15 protein-coding genes are annotated in these 17,028 nt (G+C 47.1%); 4 read left to right on the top strand and 11 right to left on the bottom strand.

The features are described 5' to 3' along the window. Positions 1–200 precede the first annotated feature (200 nt). The 7 genes from HMPREF0650_RS01230 to HMPREF0650_RS01200 form a co-directional block, all read right to left on the bottom strand. Complete coding sequence (locus tag HMPREF0650_RS01230; protein ID WP_004347659.1) at positions 201–1,034, bottom strand: zinc ribbon domain-containing protein; 834 nt, start codon at positions 1,032–1,034, stop codon at positions 201–203. A gap of 34 nt (positions 1,035–1,068) precedes the next feature. Next, positions 1,069–1,857 (bottom strand): Nif3-like dinuclear metal center hexameric protein, encoded by a 789-nt coding sequence (locus HMPREF0650_RS01225; RefSeq protein ID WP_040562015.1) that lies wholly within the window; start codon positions 1,855–1,857, stop codon positions 1,069–1,071. A 251-nt stretch (positions 1,858–2,108) separates the two neighbouring features. After that, positions 2,109–2,774, bottom strand: coding sequence for a hypothetical protein (locus tag HMPREF0650_RS01220; protein WP_155813542.1), 666 nt, complete (start codon positions 2,772–2,774; stop codon positions 2,109–2,111). Then, positions 2,737–3,369, bottom strand: a complete 633-nt coding sequence (locus HMPREF0650_RS01215; protein ID WP_004347655.1) for a hypothetical protein — start codon at positions 3,367–3,369, stop codon at positions 2,737–2,739. The genes HMPREF0650_RS01220 and HMPREF0650_RS01215 overlap by 38 nt, the downstream gene beginning before the upstream one ends. A 33-nt stretch (positions 3,370–3,402) precedes the next feature. Continuing rightward, the gene (locus tag HMPREF0650_RS01210) at positions 3,403–3,936 is read right to left on the bottom strand and encodes an outer membrane beta-barrel protein (RefSeq protein ID WP_004347654.1); all 534 of its coding nucleotides are present in this window, start codon (positions 3,934–3,936) and stop codon (positions 3,403–3,405) included. A 692-nt stretch (positions 3,937–4,628) separates the two neighbouring features. After that, the gene (locus tag HMPREF0650_RS01205) at positions 4,629–5,414 is read right to left on the bottom strand and encodes an ABC transporter permease (RefSeq protein ID WP_004347653.1); all 786 of its coding nucleotides are present in this window, start codon (positions 5,412–5,414) and stop codon (positions 4,629–4,631) included. A gap of 5 nt (positions 5,415–5,419) precedes the next feature. Then, the gene (locus HMPREF0650_RS01200; RefSeq protein ID WP_004347652.1) at positions 5,420–6,043 is read right to left on the bottom strand and encodes a P-loop NTPase family protein; all 624 of its coding nucleotides are present in this window, start codon (positions 6,041–6,043) and stop codon (positions 5,420–5,422) included. A gap of 170 nt (positions 6,044–6,213) precedes the next feature. On the opposite strand from HMPREF0650_RS01200, the gene HMPREF0650_RS01195 reads away from it, so the two are divergent. Together HMPREF0650_RS01195 and HMPREF0650_RS01190 are read left to right on the top strand one after the other, a co-directional pair. Beyond that, positions 6,214–7,275, top strand: coding sequence for an agmatine deiminase family protein (locus tag HMPREF0650_RS01195; RefSeq protein WP_004347651.1), 1,062 nt, complete (start codon positions 6,214–6,216; stop codon positions 7,273–7,275). Positions 7,276–7,385: 110 nt separating this feature from the next. Further along, positions 7,386–8,273 carry a carbon-nitrogen hydrolase gene (locus HMPREF0650_RS01190; protein WP_004347650.1) on the top strand — a complete coding sequence of 296 codons (888 nt, stop codon included), beginning with the start codon at positions 7,386–7,388 and terminating at the stop codon, positions 8,271–8,273. A 243-nt stretch (positions 8,274–8,516) separates the two neighbouring features. On the opposite strand, the gene HMPREF0650_RS01185 is transcribed toward HMPREF0650_RS01190, so the two are convergent. The 4 genes from HMPREF0650_RS01185 to bamG all read right to left on the bottom strand — a co-directional run bounded on the left by HMPREF0650_RS01185 (position 8,517) and on the right by bamG (position 14,121). Beyond that, positions 8,517–10,658 (bottom strand): peptidylprolyl isomerase, encoded by a 2,142-nt coding sequence (locus HMPREF0650_RS01185; RefSeq protein ID WP_004347649.1) that lies wholly within the window; start codon positions 10,656–10,658, stop codon positions 8,517–8,519. Between the two features lie 188 nt (positions 10,659–10,846). Continuing rightward, positions 10,847–12,124: a hemolysin family protein gene (locus HMPREF0650_RS01180; protein ID WP_004347648.1), complete on the bottom strand. Its 1,278-nt coding sequence runs from the start codon at positions 12,122–12,124 to the stop codon at positions 10,847–10,849. Between the two features lie 14 nt (positions 12,125–12,138). Next, on the bottom strand, positions 12,139–12,789 hold the full coding sequence (lptC, locus tag HMPREF0650_RS01175; RefSeq protein WP_004347646.1) for an LPS export ABC transporter periplasmic protein LptC: 651 nt from the start codon (positions 12,787–12,789) through the stop codon (positions 12,139–12,141). A gap of 30 nt (positions 12,790–12,819) precedes the next feature. Continuing rightward, positions 12,820–14,121: a BamG family beta-barrel-assembly machinery protein gene (gene bamG, locus HMPREF0650_RS01170; protein WP_004347645.1), complete on the bottom strand. Its 1,302-nt coding sequence runs from the start codon at positions 14,119–14,121 to the stop codon at positions 12,820–12,822. 63 nt (positions 14,122–14,184) lie between these two features. Between bamG and HMPREF0650_RS01165 the strand changes: the two genes are divergently transcribed. Further along, entirely contained in the window at positions 14,185–15,420 is a 1,236-nt protein-coding gene (locus HMPREF0650_RS01165; protein ID WP_004347644.1) for an Lnb N-terminal periplasmic domain-containing protein, read from the top strand. Next, entirely contained in the window at positions 15,417–16,784 is a 1,368-nt protein-coding gene (locus tag HMPREF0650_RS01160) for an alkaline phosphatase family protein (protein WP_040562007.1), read from the top strand. The genes HMPREF0650_RS01165 and HMPREF0650_RS01160 overlap by 4 nt, the downstream gene beginning before the upstream one ends. Positions 16,785–17,028: the final 244 nt, after the last annotated feature.

The following is a 17,028-nucleotide window of genomic DNA, read 5'->3' as shown; positions in this document are numbered from 1 at the left end:
TAGGCTTATGAAATTATGTGCATGAGGGGGAGAGGGTTGCAACTGGGTTTTACGACTGACCCCACTTTATTCATAATCTATGCCGCGCATAACTAAAATAAGCCAAAGTAAGATTGTTGCCTTACTTTGGCTTATTTCGTATATTCCCACCGAATATCCAAAGGGCATCACCCTTGTTCTGGATGTTTCTTTGAAGCAATTTATTTATCTTCCTCGTCCTTCTTTGCGGTTTTTCGAACGGCACGTTTGCGCTTTGGCTTCTCCTCCGTTGCGTTTTTCTCTACTTTCACACCAGCCAGTTCGGGATCAATCATGATACGACCACAATACTCACACACGATGACCTTCTTGTGCATCTTGATGTCCAGCTGTCGCTGAGGCGGAATCTTGTTGAAGCAACCACCACAAGCATCACGCTGCACATAGACAATGCCCAGTCCGTTTCGTGAGTTTTTGCGGATACGTTTGAAGCTTGAAAGCAGACGTGGTTCTATCGTCACCTCGAGTTCACTGGCCTTGTTTTTCAGTTTTTCCTCTTCGTCACGCGTTTCCTGCATGATGTCATCAAGCTCTTCCTTCTTCTCCTTCAAGGCTGCCGTACGATCCTTAATCAGCTCTTCGGCCTCTGCCAAATCGGCATTTTTCTCCTCCACCTTGATCAAAGCTTCTTTGATTTTCTTGTTGCAAAGCTGTATCTCAAGACTTTGGAACTCAATTTCCTTGGTCAGCGTGTCGTATTCACGATTGTTTTTTACCTCGTCAAGCTGCTTCTTGTAACGCTCCACACTCGATTCGGCACTTGTAATGTCTGCCTTCTTCTGGGTGATGGCCTTCTTGAACTCGTCGATGTCGGTCTTAATCTTCTCCACACGAGTGGTCAGACCAGCTATCTCGTCCTCCAGGTCCTGCACCTCAAGTGGCAGTTCCCCGCGCAAAGCTCGTTTCTCATCAATGCCCGACAGGGTGGTTTGCAACTGATAAAGCGCCTTCAACTTCTCTTCTACTGATAAATCTGTAGGATCTTTCTTTGCCATGTTCTATTCTATTTTTAATTGATTCAACCCATTATTAAAGGTAGATGATTGGATTCGTATTGATGTTGGTCAGGTGACATTCAGCTCCGGGACACTGCTCCTCGATAACCTGTTTCAAAAGCTCGATAGTGTACTGTTCACTCTGATAATGACCTATCACGGCCAGCTGAATGCGCTGCTCCATGTCGAAGAACTCGTGATAGCCCATTTCGCCCGTCACAAAGGCATCGGCACCAGCCTGTAATGCGTCTTTCAAGAGAAACGAACCCGACCCTCCACACATTGCAACGGTTTTGATGGGTCGCCGCAACAGCTGATTGGCCTGCACGCACTCCACGTCAAATTCGCGTTTGAGCATCATGATGAAGTCATCAGCAGCCATTGGTTCTGCAAAGGATCCGACAACACCCTCACCGCCTTCCACGCCATCAACCAGCTGCGTCTTGCCGATGAACGACAGGTTCTGCAACCCCATCTTCTCGGCAATCTTGTAGTTCACGCCACCTTTGGCACTGTCCAGATTGGTGTGCATGGCTACGATGGCCACGTTGTGACGGATGGCCTTCATGACGGTTCGCTGCACATAGTTTTGATCGGAGATGCACGACAGCCTGCGGAATATCAGGGGATGGTGCGCCACTATGAGATTACACCCCAGCGCAACAGCCTCGTCAACAACCTGTTCCGTCACATCCAAACACAATAAAGCCCCTGATAGTTCCGCCTCTGTCAATCCAACTTGCAATCCAGCGTTGTCATAATCTGCTTGCAAGGGCAAAGGCGCGAATCGTTCAAGGGCATTCAGCACTTCTATTATCTTCACGCTACCTATATTATTTAGCTGTTGCAAAGATAGTGTTTTCACGGCAAACACGCAACTTTGTACCTATCTTTAACGTTATTTTCCGTTTCACCTACTCTTCACAACCCTACTTTTTCTAAGACAAAACCCTATACTCATGCGACCCATCGCCATAGCATGAATAAAAAAGAAGAACATGCAAGCATGGCACCAGATGAATACAGCCAATCACTGAACGGATTGTTGTGAACGTGTTGCGAGCCATGGCATCGCTACAAATCGAAGTTGATGCCGTACTTCAGGTTGATGGAGGGCATGACATGACCGTCAATATAATGTATCACGACATCAGCACCCCATATTCCAGAAGACGGCAGGTAATAGTCTATACCCAACACGCTGGCCGCAGAGAAGCCTTTAAACTCGTGTCCTTCTATCTCGGTCACTATTTTCTGTTTCGGATTACCCGTCGTTTCAATGGCTCCCCAGCCTCCCAACAACTGCGCATAAGCATGTAGGTGATCGTTCACAGGATGCAGATAGCCCGCACCCACACCCATGAAGGAAGCATCCTGGTTGTGCTTTAGGCTTATCGCCTCGTTGGCATAAACGCCCGGGTATGTTCCCCTACTGAAGCCACCATGTATCAGGGCAGCCGCAAACCAGTTGTCTGTTACCATACACCTACCTGCGAGATTATAGTCCCACCCTATCTTTTTGGTCATGCCGGAGAAATATTGCAGGCCACCAGAAAGCTCTATCCGGATGATTTGCGCCTTAACCTTCAATGGACATGCGCTCATCATCATGACCAGCCAGCAAACGCACCACAGGCGAAAGCTGGCTGATAATTTCTTGCAGGCGCATACTAAGCGCTTGTGACACAACATACCCCGATATTTATGGATGATAAATTTCAGCAATGGTTTCAAAATCATCCGGGCGGATGTCCTGATTGTTTATCTTCTTCGCCAAGGCTGCATCGTCATTAAGATATTCCAACAGCAGTTTGCGCTTCTGTCGCTTGCTGATGTCAGAGACCGAAATCGTCTTTGGCATTTTGCCGCCTTTCTTTAGTGCCAGATGCTCAATGCTACCGTTCTGCACGCTGGTAATTTTAAGGTATCCACTCGAGGGAATGGAGTAATCAAAACTGCATGTATAGAATTCGACATACGGTCCTGTTGCAGTCACTGCCATCCACAATGGCTTACGCATCTTTTTCCTCAGAAATTCTGATGGGAGATACTTCAACGTGTGCTTACGCTCAGGATGCGTCTTCTTCCACACGGTAAGCGAGGCGATGTCTTTAGCTTCCACAACGGTCTTCTGCCCATCGTTGACCACAATCGAGAGACGCTTGGTGTTGACATTGGGCATCTCTACACGTCCCACATACTCCTTACCATCTTTCATGATAATCTTTCCTTCTTCCTTGTCGGTAGCGTCTTTAACCAGTCCGTAAATTTGACACCCACCAAGGGTCATCGCCACGCATACGGTGGCAATGACGGCAAACAGTGATTTTCTCATATCTGTATATTTAGTTAATAGTCAATTTGTTGTCTACCAAACGTAAGCCACTCCTACTTGGAACAACGTCCGATCGTAGTTTTTAACGTACCGGTATTTTACCTCGGCAAAGCCTTTGAACGATGGAGTGAAATAATACTCACATCCCGCCCCGAGGTCAAAATTGAGATTGCCTTCCGAATCGTCCGCATAGTCATCAGGAAGAATGTCGACACCCGCAGGCTTCTCTATCACATTGTTCAGCTTCATGATGGAATATCCCAAACCTAAAACAGGATAAATGCCCAGCTTGGGAGTCAACGGAAACACATAGTTGAAGTCGGTGCCAAACTCAATAAAGCTGGCGTTGTTTTGTTTGAAAAAATAGTTGGCAAACATGCTAAAACGGAACTCATCACCAAAAAACTTTTGCAATGTCAATCCGGCACCGCCATGGTTGTAATCTCCACTTGTTCCATAGAGGCCCGAGGCTCCGAACGCATAAGATCCAAAGTCTGTCTTAATTTTGGCGTTTGTTGACATGCAACAAGCAACAATGCAAATAAATGCAACAAATAATCTCTTCATACGGTGTTTATTTAGTAAAGAATTTAACATTTCAAGGCCATTGCTTCACGCTCCAATATCAGGCGCATGTTGATTGAAAACGACCATGCAAAAATAAAGAATAATATTGATATTTTGTTTTTTTACATACTTTAACGATAAAATTATTAGTTGACGAGTTGACAAGGTAACGAGTAAACAAGTTGATTAGTCCTTCAGCTCATCTCTCCCCTCCTTCGGAGGGGTCAGGGGAGGCTTCCCCCTCCTGTTAAATAAAATGACAAAAAAACTGCATTTAGTTTTTCATGAAATAGAAATATTTAGCGACAAAAACAAGCAAAACAACCGTGTTCAACACGCTCTACAAGTGCACGCCACCGTTATAGCATTGAGTTAACGCTGTAATATGTATCACTTTGGCAGCCTACAGTCATGCTTTTGAGGACCAAAAGCATTGCATTTGCACGGAAAAAGGGCTGCTTTTCGACCGAAAAATCAATAAAAAGAGGATAAAAGAAATGGCGTTTTCGCATAACTTATTGACACAGTGAACGATAAGAAACCTTGAAATGCTTGCGATATTTGCAAGCAACCAAGGACGTCATGAATTTGGCGAGAATTATGAGAGGGCTGTTGTAAAGAAAACAGAGAGAAAATCTCGCCCTGTTCATGCTAAGAAGTGGGGAAAACATGGCCCAGTGTGTGGCTGGTCATCAGTTGGTGTCCTGCCGCTCAGTCCCCTTTAATTGGGCATAATCATCCAGCAAATATCGGCGCGAGACTGCCACGGTGACGATGATGGAGAGTACCGCTGCCGTAAACATGGCCACCAACAGCGCCACCTGGCACGCCACGGCTGTGAGCACACTGGCGCCTCCCAACAGCATGCCCCACATCACCAACGGCGACACACCCATGACAACCCACCCCATGCCTGACAGACTGGGCAGGGCCGACTGCTGTATTGCACGCCGCAACAGGTAGCCGAGCGCATGGCTGTGGGTGGCACCATTGGCCAGCAAATAGTGGTAAAGCTGCCCATGGTGGCGCAATCCCATATAGTAAACATACAGGGCTTTGCTGTTTGCGTGGATGAGATGCCCGGTCAGCATCGCCACGACTGGTATCACATAACGGGGTTCAAACACGTTTGTGCCTCCCATAACCAACAACAGCACATACAGACCAACCACCAGAATGCCTGCAAACGTACCGGCCAATACGGGCAGAAACAATTGCCGCAGGGGCAACTTGGCCCGCACAATGGACAACGTGGCTCCCCAAACGACGATGAGCAGAGAGAACAACAGCGTAAAGAACGGGTTGTCAAGTGTGACAACTTCGTACAGCAACACACCCAGCACCAAAAGGCTGCCCGCCATTTTAAGGAACGAACGAAGCGTCTTCGTGAGCAGTGGGATGTTGAACACATAAAAAACATAGCAGGGAACAAGCAACAGCAAGAGTCCCAACATACATTGCATGAAAGTGATGTCCATTTTGTCTACGGTGTCAAATTGATAACCACATCAGCCATTTCGGCAACTTGCTCGTCGGTGGTTGTCCACAAGACAAGATGCCCGTCGGCCTTCATCGACTGCATATACGACAGCACCAAAGGCACACTTTCGGGTGTCTGCCAAGCCGTTGGCTGATTGAGAAGAATTATATTTCGATTGAGAACGCCAGCAAACGATAGCATGACGCATTGTTGCACGTCGCTTGGAAGCGAGCACAACTGCTGCTCATAACACGACTTGTCAACGCCCAACAACTGCCATTGCCTTAAAAGAGCCGTCTTTTGCTCGTGTCGTGCTGGTGCTTCCATGTCTACCAGCAAATGGAAAAGCGAGGACACGGATATGTCGCCAAACTCAAATTTGCTGGGAACGTATGCCATCATCTGCCGAAAGAAAGGAGCCGACAGAGGGGTGACACGCTCGCCATCTACCGACACATACCCGCTTTCGAGCGGCTGCAAGCCTAAAAAGGCGTGCAGCAAAGCCTCCAAAGCCTCTGTATCTTGTGCATGCACGCACGTCAACTGCCCATCCATAGCCATAAACGACAGGTCTTTGCATACAACGTGGCTATCCACTTTGATGGTGGCATCCTTGATTTCTATCATACATTGGCAAATGTACACAAAAAATATAAGAATCAACCGACTGTACCGTGATAAAAAATGGCTAAGCACCGGTCTAATGCCTCATTCCATCTTCCTCGTTGCATATATTTTAATTGTATAGGTTGTAAATCGCTTTTTTAGTGTATATTTGTAACGATAAAGTATCGACAATGAATAAACTGATGACAAAAGACAAGACACCCTACTACCTGCCTGCCGAATGGGAGCCGCAAAAAGCGGTGCAATTGACATGGCCGCATGCCCATACCGACTGGCAACCCTATTTGCAAGACATCGTTGACACCGAGGTGCAACTGGCAAGGGTGATTGCAAAATATCAGGAGGTGCTCATCGTCACACAAGATGTGGCAGAAACAAAACGCCACTTCACAGCACAGGAATGCCAACGAATCAGGTTCGTAGAATGTCCTCTCAACGACACCTGGGCACGCGACCATGGCTTCATCACCTTGCTGCCGAAGGACGACAAGGCTGCTCCTCTACTTTTAGATTTCCAATTCAACGGTTGGGGAAACAAGTTTGAAGCCTCCAAGGACAACCTCATCAACAGGCAGTTGGTAGCGCAAAACGCTGTAAAAGGCGAATATGTAGATTACAACGACTTTGTCTTAGAGGGAGGTTCCATCGAGAGCGACGGCAAGGGAACCATCCTGACCACCAGTCTCTGCTTGCTCGCTCCAAACAGAAACCAACCGCTGACAAAGCAAGAAATAGAACGAACGTTACTGGACAGATTGCACGCCGACCGCATCTTGTGGATAGACCATGGAAAGCTGGTAGGTGATGACACAGATGGACACATAGACACAACCGTGCGCTTTGCCCCAGATGATACCTTATTATATATAGGTACCGATGACGAGGAGGACGAGCAATACGATGATTTCAAAAAAATGGAACGACAGTTGAAAACGTTTCGCACCATTGAAGGCAAGTCCTATCGATTGCTCAAGCTCCCTATACCCCAGCCTATTTACTACCAAGGCGAGCGTCTGCCAGCCACTTACGCCAACTTTGTGGTCATTAATGGGGCGGTGATAGTTCCAACTTATCAACAAGACGAACTGGATGAGCAAGCACTCGACATCATTGGGACGGCCTTCCCCCACCGCGACATCATTCCTATAGATGCCACAACGGTTATCAAGCAACATGGTTCGCTGCACTGCCTCACCATGCAACAAATGCTAACTTTGAACATTGAACTTTGAACTTTGAACTTTGAACATTGAACTTTATGATTGGCAAAGCTATCAACTTGTGAACTCGTAAACTTGTAAACTCGTAAACTCAAACCTCATAAACTCATAAACTAAAAAATATGCATGAAATAAGAATAGGAATACTACAATTGCGGAACACAAAATGTGTAGACGATAACAAAAAGAAAATAGCCGAGAACATCACCGACTTGGCGCAGCGTGGCGCACAGCTCATTGTGTTGCAAGAACTGCACAACTCGCTCTACTTTTGTCAGGTGGAGGATGTAAACAACTTCGATTTGGCAGAACCAATCCCGGGTCCTTCTACAGAGTTCTTCGGCAAGTTGGCTAAAAAATTAGAGGTGGTCATCATCACTTCGCTATTTGAAAAGCGGGCTCCCGGCCTGTATCACAACACAGCAGTGGTGATAGAGAAAGACGGAACTATCGCTGGGAAATACCGCAAGATGCACATACCTGACGACCCTGCTTACTATGAAAAGTTCTATTTCACGCCTGGCGACTTGGGGTTCCACCCCATCGACACGTCCATCGGTCGCTTAGGTGTGCTGGTATGTTGGGATCAATGGTATCCAGAGGCAGCCCGACTCATGGCATTGCAAGGCGCACAACTGCTCATCTACCCCACGGCCATTGGTTACGAAAGCAGCGATGACAAGGATGAGCAGCAGCGACAACGCAACGCATGGATGACCGTTCAGCGCGGGCATGCGGTAGCTAACGGCATTCCCGTCATCACAGTAAACCGAGTTGGACACGAAGACGACCCTTCTGGACAAACCAATGGCATTAACTTTTGGGGTAGTTCGTTTGTGGTTGGTCCACAAGGAGAACTGTATTATCAGGCGTGCGATGACGATGAAGAGAGCGTGGTGATAGACCTCGACCTCGACCATAGCGAACAAGTACGCCGCTGGTGGCCATTCTTGCGTGACCGACGGATTGAGAACTATCAAGACATTGTGAAAAGATACATCGACAAATAGGCAACCGGAATGAAGCACATAGCCATGCAATAGATCCCATTCTGATTGAACATCGAATTCTTGGACGCAAAGGTAGCAAGCTGAAACGGTTTCTACACGTGCCTGTCTATTTGGCTGTTAACCTACAAAAAACTCCGCGTACTCAAACAAGTACGCGGAGTTTTTTATATTTCGATGCAACGTTAGTTGGTCAATACCATTGATTGAGCCACCCTAACGATGAGCAATTTGATATCTATCTCATTAGAAGAACAAGTAGCGATCATCAACTACGCCGGCCTTTATCACCAATTCGTTCATGAAGTTGCCTGCAAACTGCAATGCCTTCTGCCTAGCTTTATCTTCTTCTGCCTTTGCTTCAAACTTACCAGGACGGGTAGTCCGGTTGGTTACTTGGAAGACATAGACACCTGCATTGCCCTTAACAGGCTTGGCAGAGAACTGTCCTTTTGCCGTAGCAGCAACCGCACCACTCAAAGCAGGCTCACTGGCACCTGTACTCATCACAAACACCGGTGCCGAGAAGGTTACCTGATTGACAGGAGCAACGGTAGCTCCCTTCGCCTTAGCAGCAGACACAGACTTCACGTCCTTGGCCTTAGCCATCAACTGTTCGGCCTTCTTGTCACGCATTACCTCGGCTTTCAACATCTCCTTCACTTGTGGATCATCGTAAGCACGATAGCCCTTTGGATGAATCTTGTCAAGCACCACGAGCAACAACTGGTCGTTGTTACCGCACTCGTACATTGGAGATATTTCACCTTCTTTCGCCTCGAACAACCATTTCAGAGCGTCACGAGTGTCGTTGATGCCCACCAATGTATGTGTAGAAGTGGTGATATCCTTTGCTTCCTGCACCGTGTAACCACAGCCTTTTGCATTCTTAGCAATTTTATCCGGTGTCTGGTTGGCACTGACAAATGAGCTGAACTTGTTATAGGCGGTTGAATAAGTCTCCTTAGAGAAATCGATGGTCTTCTTAATGACGGCAGCCGTATATTTGTTAATCATCGCCCTGCGGTCAACAACCTGTATGATGACATTGCCTTGACCCAGCTTCATGTTTCTCGTTTCGCTAACGCCAAGATTATTGAGTGTATTGATATACGTCTTTGTATCAGCGTCCATAGACGGAGCTTGCTGATATTGTGCGGTCGTCAACCAGGTCTTTTCGCCCGTTTGTCCATATTTTTTGGCCAGCAACTCGAAATCGGCACCACCGTTCAATGCGGTGTAAATGGAGTCAGCACGCTTCTGAGCTTCGTCAGCTGTCGCACCCATTACCTGAATTTGGCGGTACTGCACCGAGTCGGGCAACAATTGTTTAGAAACCAGTTTAATAACATTCAGCGTGTTATCCATCTGACTTTCGAACGGACCAAAGGTCTGTCCAACTGCCATGGAGTCAAGTCTGTCGGCGATGTCAGCCGCATAAGCTGTCTTGGCAACAGGCAAACCTAAATAGTTCACCAATGACGTACTCTTGCGTACAGCGTTTGCAGGGTCGGCTGCTGCGGCCAAGTCGGCTGTATATTTCGTGAATGACTTCTGCAAAGCCGCACGGTCGTTTGCCGAAGGTGCTACCTGTACCGTCACATACTTGATGTCACGACTTTCTACATACTGCTTGAAACGGCCCTTCACTTCTTCGTATTTCGCCTTCAAGTCAGCGTCAGAGATTTTCACCTTGCTATCTTCAATACTTGAATAAGGGAACGTAGCCAGCTCTATCTGACTCTCCTCATTGGCCTCTTTGTATGCCATTTTGGCCTCAACAGGGTTAGAGAGGATGCAACTTGCAAGAAGACTTTGATATTTTTGCGCCAGCAATTGTTGACGAAGCGTCTTCTCTATGAACGTCCAATACTTGTACAATGCTTGATATTGCTCTGCAAGTTGTGGATTGGCGGTTTGCTGTGTCTTGTAATCAGCGAGGAACTTCTTCAGCGAATTCGCATCAAAACGACCCGTTTGTTGATTCACAAACGGTGTTTGCATCAACATGGGGTTGGTTCCTTCATTCAAGATATTCTGCAATTCGGCATCTGTTACGGTCAGTCCCAGCTTGTTGGCTTCATTCTCTACCACCTTGGTCTGAATGTAAGTTTGCCAAACCATGTCTTTCACTTGGTTCAACTGCATCTCATTGAGGTTGTTCACACCTTGTTGCATCTTGATGACTTCCGAATACTCATCAATGAGTTTTTGAAAGTCTTGCACGCTGACTTTCTCACCTAACACTTCGCCTATCTGCTGACGTCGGTCGTTTCGGGATGCTTCGCATGAACGAAATCCCTCTTCAGCAATAAACGCAAAAAGACCCAAACCGATAATACTAATCAAGATCAGGCCTCTTTTTCTAATTTTTCCTAATGCTGCCATTGTTAATTATACTGTTTTATTTTTTGTTTTTTATATTCGTCTTGAAGCATTGTTCGTACTACAAAATAACATAACAACCTGTGCCATGGTACTGTTAGTTACTTACAAAATGCGTACAAAAATACTAAATTCTTAGCAAACGCATGAATTTTTCAGTTGAAATTTTGCGTTCAAGCCCTTTTATAGGGTCATTCGGGCAGAACTTTCAGCTGAACCAGCTCTATTTTAGCGGTAGCAATCTTGATAATCTTGAACTCGAATTTTCCTATTTTGACAATCTCATTCAACTTCGGGAAGCTACGATAGGCATTCAATATCAACCCACCAAGCGTCATGTACTCCTCGCTTTCGGGCAAATCCAAGCTGAACATTTCGTTCACTTTGTCTATCTCCAGCCGAGCCGACAACAGGTATTCATCCTCGTTAGTCTGCTTGGCGACATATTTTAGGCTGTCGTGTTCGTCCTCTATCTCACCGAATATCTCCTCCACAATGTCCTCCAAAGAGACGATACCGCTGGTTCCTCCAAACTCATCGACCACCACTCCCAGGCTTTTTTTCTGCTGCAAAAGTATTTGCATGAGCTTCTGTGCGGGCATGGTTTCAGGCACAAAAGGCATGGAACGGATACCATCTTTCCATGAAGATGGATTCTTAAACAGTTCTGAACTGTGGATATAGCCTTTGATGTGATCGATATCATCCGTGTAAACAATGATTTTTGAATTACCACTCTCAATGAATTTCTGTCTCAATTCATCGAGTGTGCACGTATTGATGTCTACCGAATTAATCTCAGTTCGCGGCACCATGCAGTCGCGCACCTTCGTGTCTGGGAAATCAAGTGCATTGTGAAAGATTTTCACCTCATTCTCTATTTCCTCATTACTTCGCGCGTTATCAATGCTTGATTGAATCAGATAATCCAAATCAACCTTGGAAAATCCACCCGAGATGGCGTCTTTCGGAATGCGAACCCTGAACAGCCGAAGAATCAGCCCAGATAAAAAGGTTGCGAAACGGCTGATAGGCCATAAGATGACGTAAAACAAATAGGCAGGAAAGGCGAACACTTGCATCAGTCGGTTGGGGTTGCTTTGAAACAGTGTTTTTGGCAAAAACTCGCCCGTAAACAAGATAATCAACGTCGACAGCACCGTATCTGCCGGCACGGTGAATGCGGCATCCATCCCGGAAAAGATTGTTTGATCAAAGAGACGCGCAATCAAGATACCATATACCACCAGCACAATGTTGTTTCCCACCAGCATAGTGCTGACAAAGCTATTGGGGTTGTTGAAGAAAAGAGACAAGAAGCGCTTCGAAATACCCATTTTCTCCTTGTCCATCTGTGCGAGCATACGGTTGCTGGACACGAAAGCTATCTCCATTCCTGAAAAGAAAGCAGAGAGTATCATCGTGATGAGGATGCCGATAATCAGCGTTAAATCAACTTGTTCATTCATTGTTCAAATCCTTATCAAGGGGTCGTTGGCATCTTAGGTCGTGGTGATGCTTGCGGACGACTGAAAGTATTGAGGCTATCTACTGCCACGGTAGTGGTGTCAGACTCGCCCGTAAAGTCGGATTTTTCAAACGAACCCCTACTGTTGGTCACAAGGTATCGGGTCATCCTCTCATCACTTCGGAAATAACTTCCTTGCAGCGTTCGCTTGGGAGTGACAAGTTTTGAGTACTTACGCGAATACAACTCGTGTGCTCGCCTATCCAGAAACAACTCCTCACTGGTAAAGTCCAGTCCGTCTTTGGTCAATATCTTCACCCGTCCCCGCAGTTCCCAAAGCTGCTTGTCGGTGTAATAGTAGGCCGTATCGCATTGTATGTAGGACTGCACATGGAAACTCTCATCAAACTGTTCCAAGAAAGCTCCCTTGATGAAAACCGACTTTTGAGAGGTTTCATTTTGGTAGATTTCCCATCGTTCTGTCACTATTTTATACTTGATGACGCCCGAGTCGGATATCAACTGGTTCACCCCATAGGTAGTCATCATAGGCACCGAGTCGCGTTCATGAATGGCAGGCGCAATATGTTCCCTCTGTTTTTCGCACGAAATGAAAAACAGAATGTGCAACAATAATAAGATAGGTATGACAGACTTCTTGACCATTCAGTTACCTTCCCTGCCTCACAAAGCAGATTAATTAACCTTCCATTTAGCGAACCAACGCTCGTTGAAGGTCAGTCCGATATTGATACGAAACGTATTCTCTGTGATAAAGACCTTCGAATCCTGTCGAACCCACTGCGCAGAGATATTCAACAACGACCGATTGTTGTAAGCATTGACGATGGGAATGCCGAAACCTGCACTCACGCTGATTTCCTTTGGGCCATCCACCCCATTTACTTTCATATAAGGTGTAGCGTAGGAAGCACCTAACCGATAGCGGATTCGTTTGAAGAAGTTGCGACTGTTCACATCATGGCAGAACTCTCCACCGACCGTAAATCGATGCCGATCGTTGAATTCATTCTTCGACAGTGCGTACTGTGGCACACCACTGGCGATGGAATAGACAGGAGATTCGGTTTTTGACCACTGCTGCAGCAGATAATCAACGCCCAACTTCAATTGGTTTTGGTGGTTCCAAGCCAATCCTCCTCCTATCGCTGTAGGCAGTTCCAGGCCGTTGGTTATGCTATAAGCGGTAGTGTCTTGCACGCCAGTTTGCGGATTTCGCGAGATAACATCCAACGTTGGATCAGCACCGAGCTTATGTCCCAGACTATACACAGCGCCCAAGGTAACCTGGTCTTTCTTCGACAATTGAGCCGTATATTGCAATCCAAGATCCAATTTGTAATTCCTTACCTGTGCCGAATAAAACTTTGAAACAGTATTAACCGACTGGTCATTATAGCTGTTCACGACCGATCGGTTCAACTCCCCCCATAGATAAGAGATATTGGCGCCCAAAGAGAAACCCTTGAATGGTGCCCATCCCGTCCCCAAGTACACCTGATGCAAGCCGCCATTGCCGGCGTAAGTATTGGTTGCCGTAGTCTTTGCGTAGTTTTCATCCACGTTGATGGTCAAGGTATTGGCATAATTATATCCAACGTTGGTAAAAGGAACCAAACCAAAGCTCAAGCCCAAATGCTTGGCCAGACGCAAACCAGCGACCACATATTCAAGGTCTGCATTTTTCGCATTCTTCTTTTTACCATTCTCAGCGAAATTAGTGAGTTGCCCAGAGATGCCCGCATCGAACACAAAGGTGAGCGAATCGAAGGCTGAATAAGAGGCAGGATTGATGAAATTCACCTGGTCGTTCTCCCTGAAACCATAACCCAATCCGTTCATGCCACGGTTGAATCCGCTGGTCTGGTCAGACAACAGACCCAAACCATACTGGCTATAAGGAGAATTCGTGCCACTTTGAGCAAACGTAGATATAGTGAAAGCTGCCAACAAAAGGGCACCTGCTACTTTTTTCATTCTGTTCTGATTTCTATTTTGGATGCAAAAATATCGAAAATTTTCTAATTAAACGCACATTAAGTGGGAAATATAAGTTATTTTTGCATCGTGAAACGTTTTACCACGCATTTAAAGTATTTACTGGTATTGGTTGCATTCCTTTTGACCACGCAGCAAACCAATGCGCAAGTAGACAGCGTCCTGCTCAAAAGTATGGACTCGGTCAAGATTAGCTTACTTACTTGTGGCCCCGGCGACCAAATCTATTCGTATTACGGGCACACTGCCATTCATTACAACGATGTTGGCCGCCAGCAAGACATCGTCGTCAACTATGGCATGTTTTCCTTCCAGAAAAGCTACTTCATCTTACGCTTTGTATTCGGGCTCACCGACTATGAAATGGGCATTCAAGACATTAATGACTTCATTGCCTCATACGCCCGCAGAGGTAGTTGGGTGAAAGAACAACAGCTCAACCTCACCAGAGAAGAAAAATGGGCCATCACACAAGCCATTGACGTGAACTACCGGCCCGAGAACCGCGTGTATCGATACAACTATTTTTATGATAATTGCACCACCCGGGCACGCGATATGATTGTTAACCACATCAACGGCAACGTGCTGTATGCGGAGAACAAGAACGTAACCACCTCGTACCGCCAAATGATTCATCAGTGGAACGAGCAGCATCGATGGGCCCAATTCGGCAACGACCTGTTGCTCGGGGTCAAGGCCGACGCTAAGACAGACAACGCACAACAGCAGTTTCTGCCCGACAGTCTGCGGGAAGATTTCGCCCATGCCCTTGTGATTGACCGTCAAGGACAGCGAAGAAACCTCGTAGAAAGCACGTCGTTCCTCATTCAACCTATCGAGAAACCTGAGGAAAAAGCTGCCGTCACACCAGTAGTTTGTGCCATTCTGTGGCTCATCCTCACGCTCATCACATGCTTGGTCGAATGGAAAACACGGCGCATTCTTTGGATTTACGACCTCATTGTCATGCTTGTCACAGGCACAGCCGGCCTCATTTTGCTGGCCATGGTTTTCTCCCAACACCCCACGGTGCAACTGAATTTCCAAATTCTGCTGCTCTGTCCGCTCAACCTTTTCTACCTCTTCCCCACCATCAAAGCCTTGCGCATGGGCAGACTTCATTCCTACATCAAGCTGTACAGCCTGTTGTTGGTGGCCAATCTCATGCTAGCTTTCTTCCAAACCTATGCAGAAGGCATGGTCATTATGGCACTGTCTTTACTTTTAAGGTATGGATGGTTGATAATTCACACCTATAGAAAACCGGTAAAATGACGAATAAATGCCTTTCCGCGATGATTGTCGCAACCCTCACGGGAACCACTGTTCAGGCGCAAACCCTGCAAGCTGCACCGCGATTGGTGGTGAACATCACCATCGACCAGTTGCGCAACGATTATATAGAGCATTATTCGCCACTTTATTCCCAAGACGGTTTCAAGAAACTATTGCAGAAAGGCAGCGTCTACGAAGCTGCCAGTTACCCGTTCACGCCTGTCGACCGGGCTTCCGCCATAGCCACCATCGTCACCGGAACTACCCCCTATTACCATAATATCATCAGCACGCAGTGGCTCGACCGAAAGACGTTGCGCCCAGTGTTCTGTGTTGATGACACCCAACATAAGTCCTCACCGCAACGCATGTCCACGTCCACCATTGGTGACGAACTGAAAGTTTCGAGCGGTGGTTCGGCCATCGTTTACGGTCTGGCGGCCAACAGAGAAGCTGCCGTGCTGTCAGCAGGACATGCAGCAGATGGTGCCATCTGGATAGATGAGAAGACCGGAAGCTGGACAACGTCAAATTATTACGGCGAAAAAGCCCGCAAATGGATCAACGCCTACAGCAGTACCAGGCCCCGACCCGGCAAAGAGAAGACGCAACAGAACGACGCTGTGAGCAACGCCTCCGTGAGCTGCGTGGTCAACAATGCCATGGGTAAGGACGAAGTTACCGACTTTTTGTCAGTCACCCTGTCGGCGACAGGCGGCAATACCGATGCATGGCGAACGGATTTAGAGGCCGTTTACCGCGGATTGGACAAGACCCTGGCGTCGCTCATTACCCGCATCGAACAGGCAGTAGGTGCCAATCGGGTGCTCTTCGTACTCACCAGTACGGGATACACCGAAGACCCAAAGGTTGACTATGCCAAATACCGCATCCCAACCGGGACGTTCTACATCAACCGAACGGCCAACCTGCTGAACATGTACCTTGGGGCCATCTATGGACAAGCCCGCTATGTGGAGACATGCTACCGCAACCAAATATATTTGAACCGCAAGCTCATTGAAGACAGGCTGCTCTCTTACGAGGACGTTATCTCGCGTTCGAAAGACTTCCTCATTCAGATTGCGGGCATACGCAACGCCACCGAGAGTCCTTACAACCCCGCTGTCAGTGGCGATTTGCTCATAGAGGTTGCGCCAGGATGGCAGTTGTACAACGAAGACAATCAAGACAATTATGTCGCACGCGCATCGTTCGTACCCTTCCCCATCATTTTTTACGGGACAGGCATCAAACCACAGCGCATCAACTTGCCCGTGACGGTTGACCGCATTGCGCCAACCATCGCCAAATCCATTCAGATTAGGGCACCCAACGCCTGCAAGTCGGCACCGCTTCAGTAAGCTCCGCATAACCGCATGTCACACAGCCGGTTATCGAAGAGTTACTAATTTTTCTTTCTTCCATTTACCCCTTCGGTTTTAAACTCATAGAGATTGACCACCAAAGTCATTGAGATTGAGTGCCAAACTCATGGAGATTGGCCCCTAAAGTCAATGCTTTTGAAAAGCAAAACTTGAGAGGCTGAAATGAAAGGCCAGAAAGCCTACCTGACAAGGGGTGCGAGGTGCCTGGAGATGGCTTTAT

Origin of the sequence: Hoylesella buccalis ATCC 35310 (assembly GCF_000177075.1) — a bacterium.
Classification (GTDB): Bacteria; Bacteroidota; Bacteroidia; order Bacteroidales; family Bacteroidaceae; genus Prevotella; species Prevotella buccalis.
This window is presented reverse-complemented; position numbering and strand designations above follow the sequence as displayed.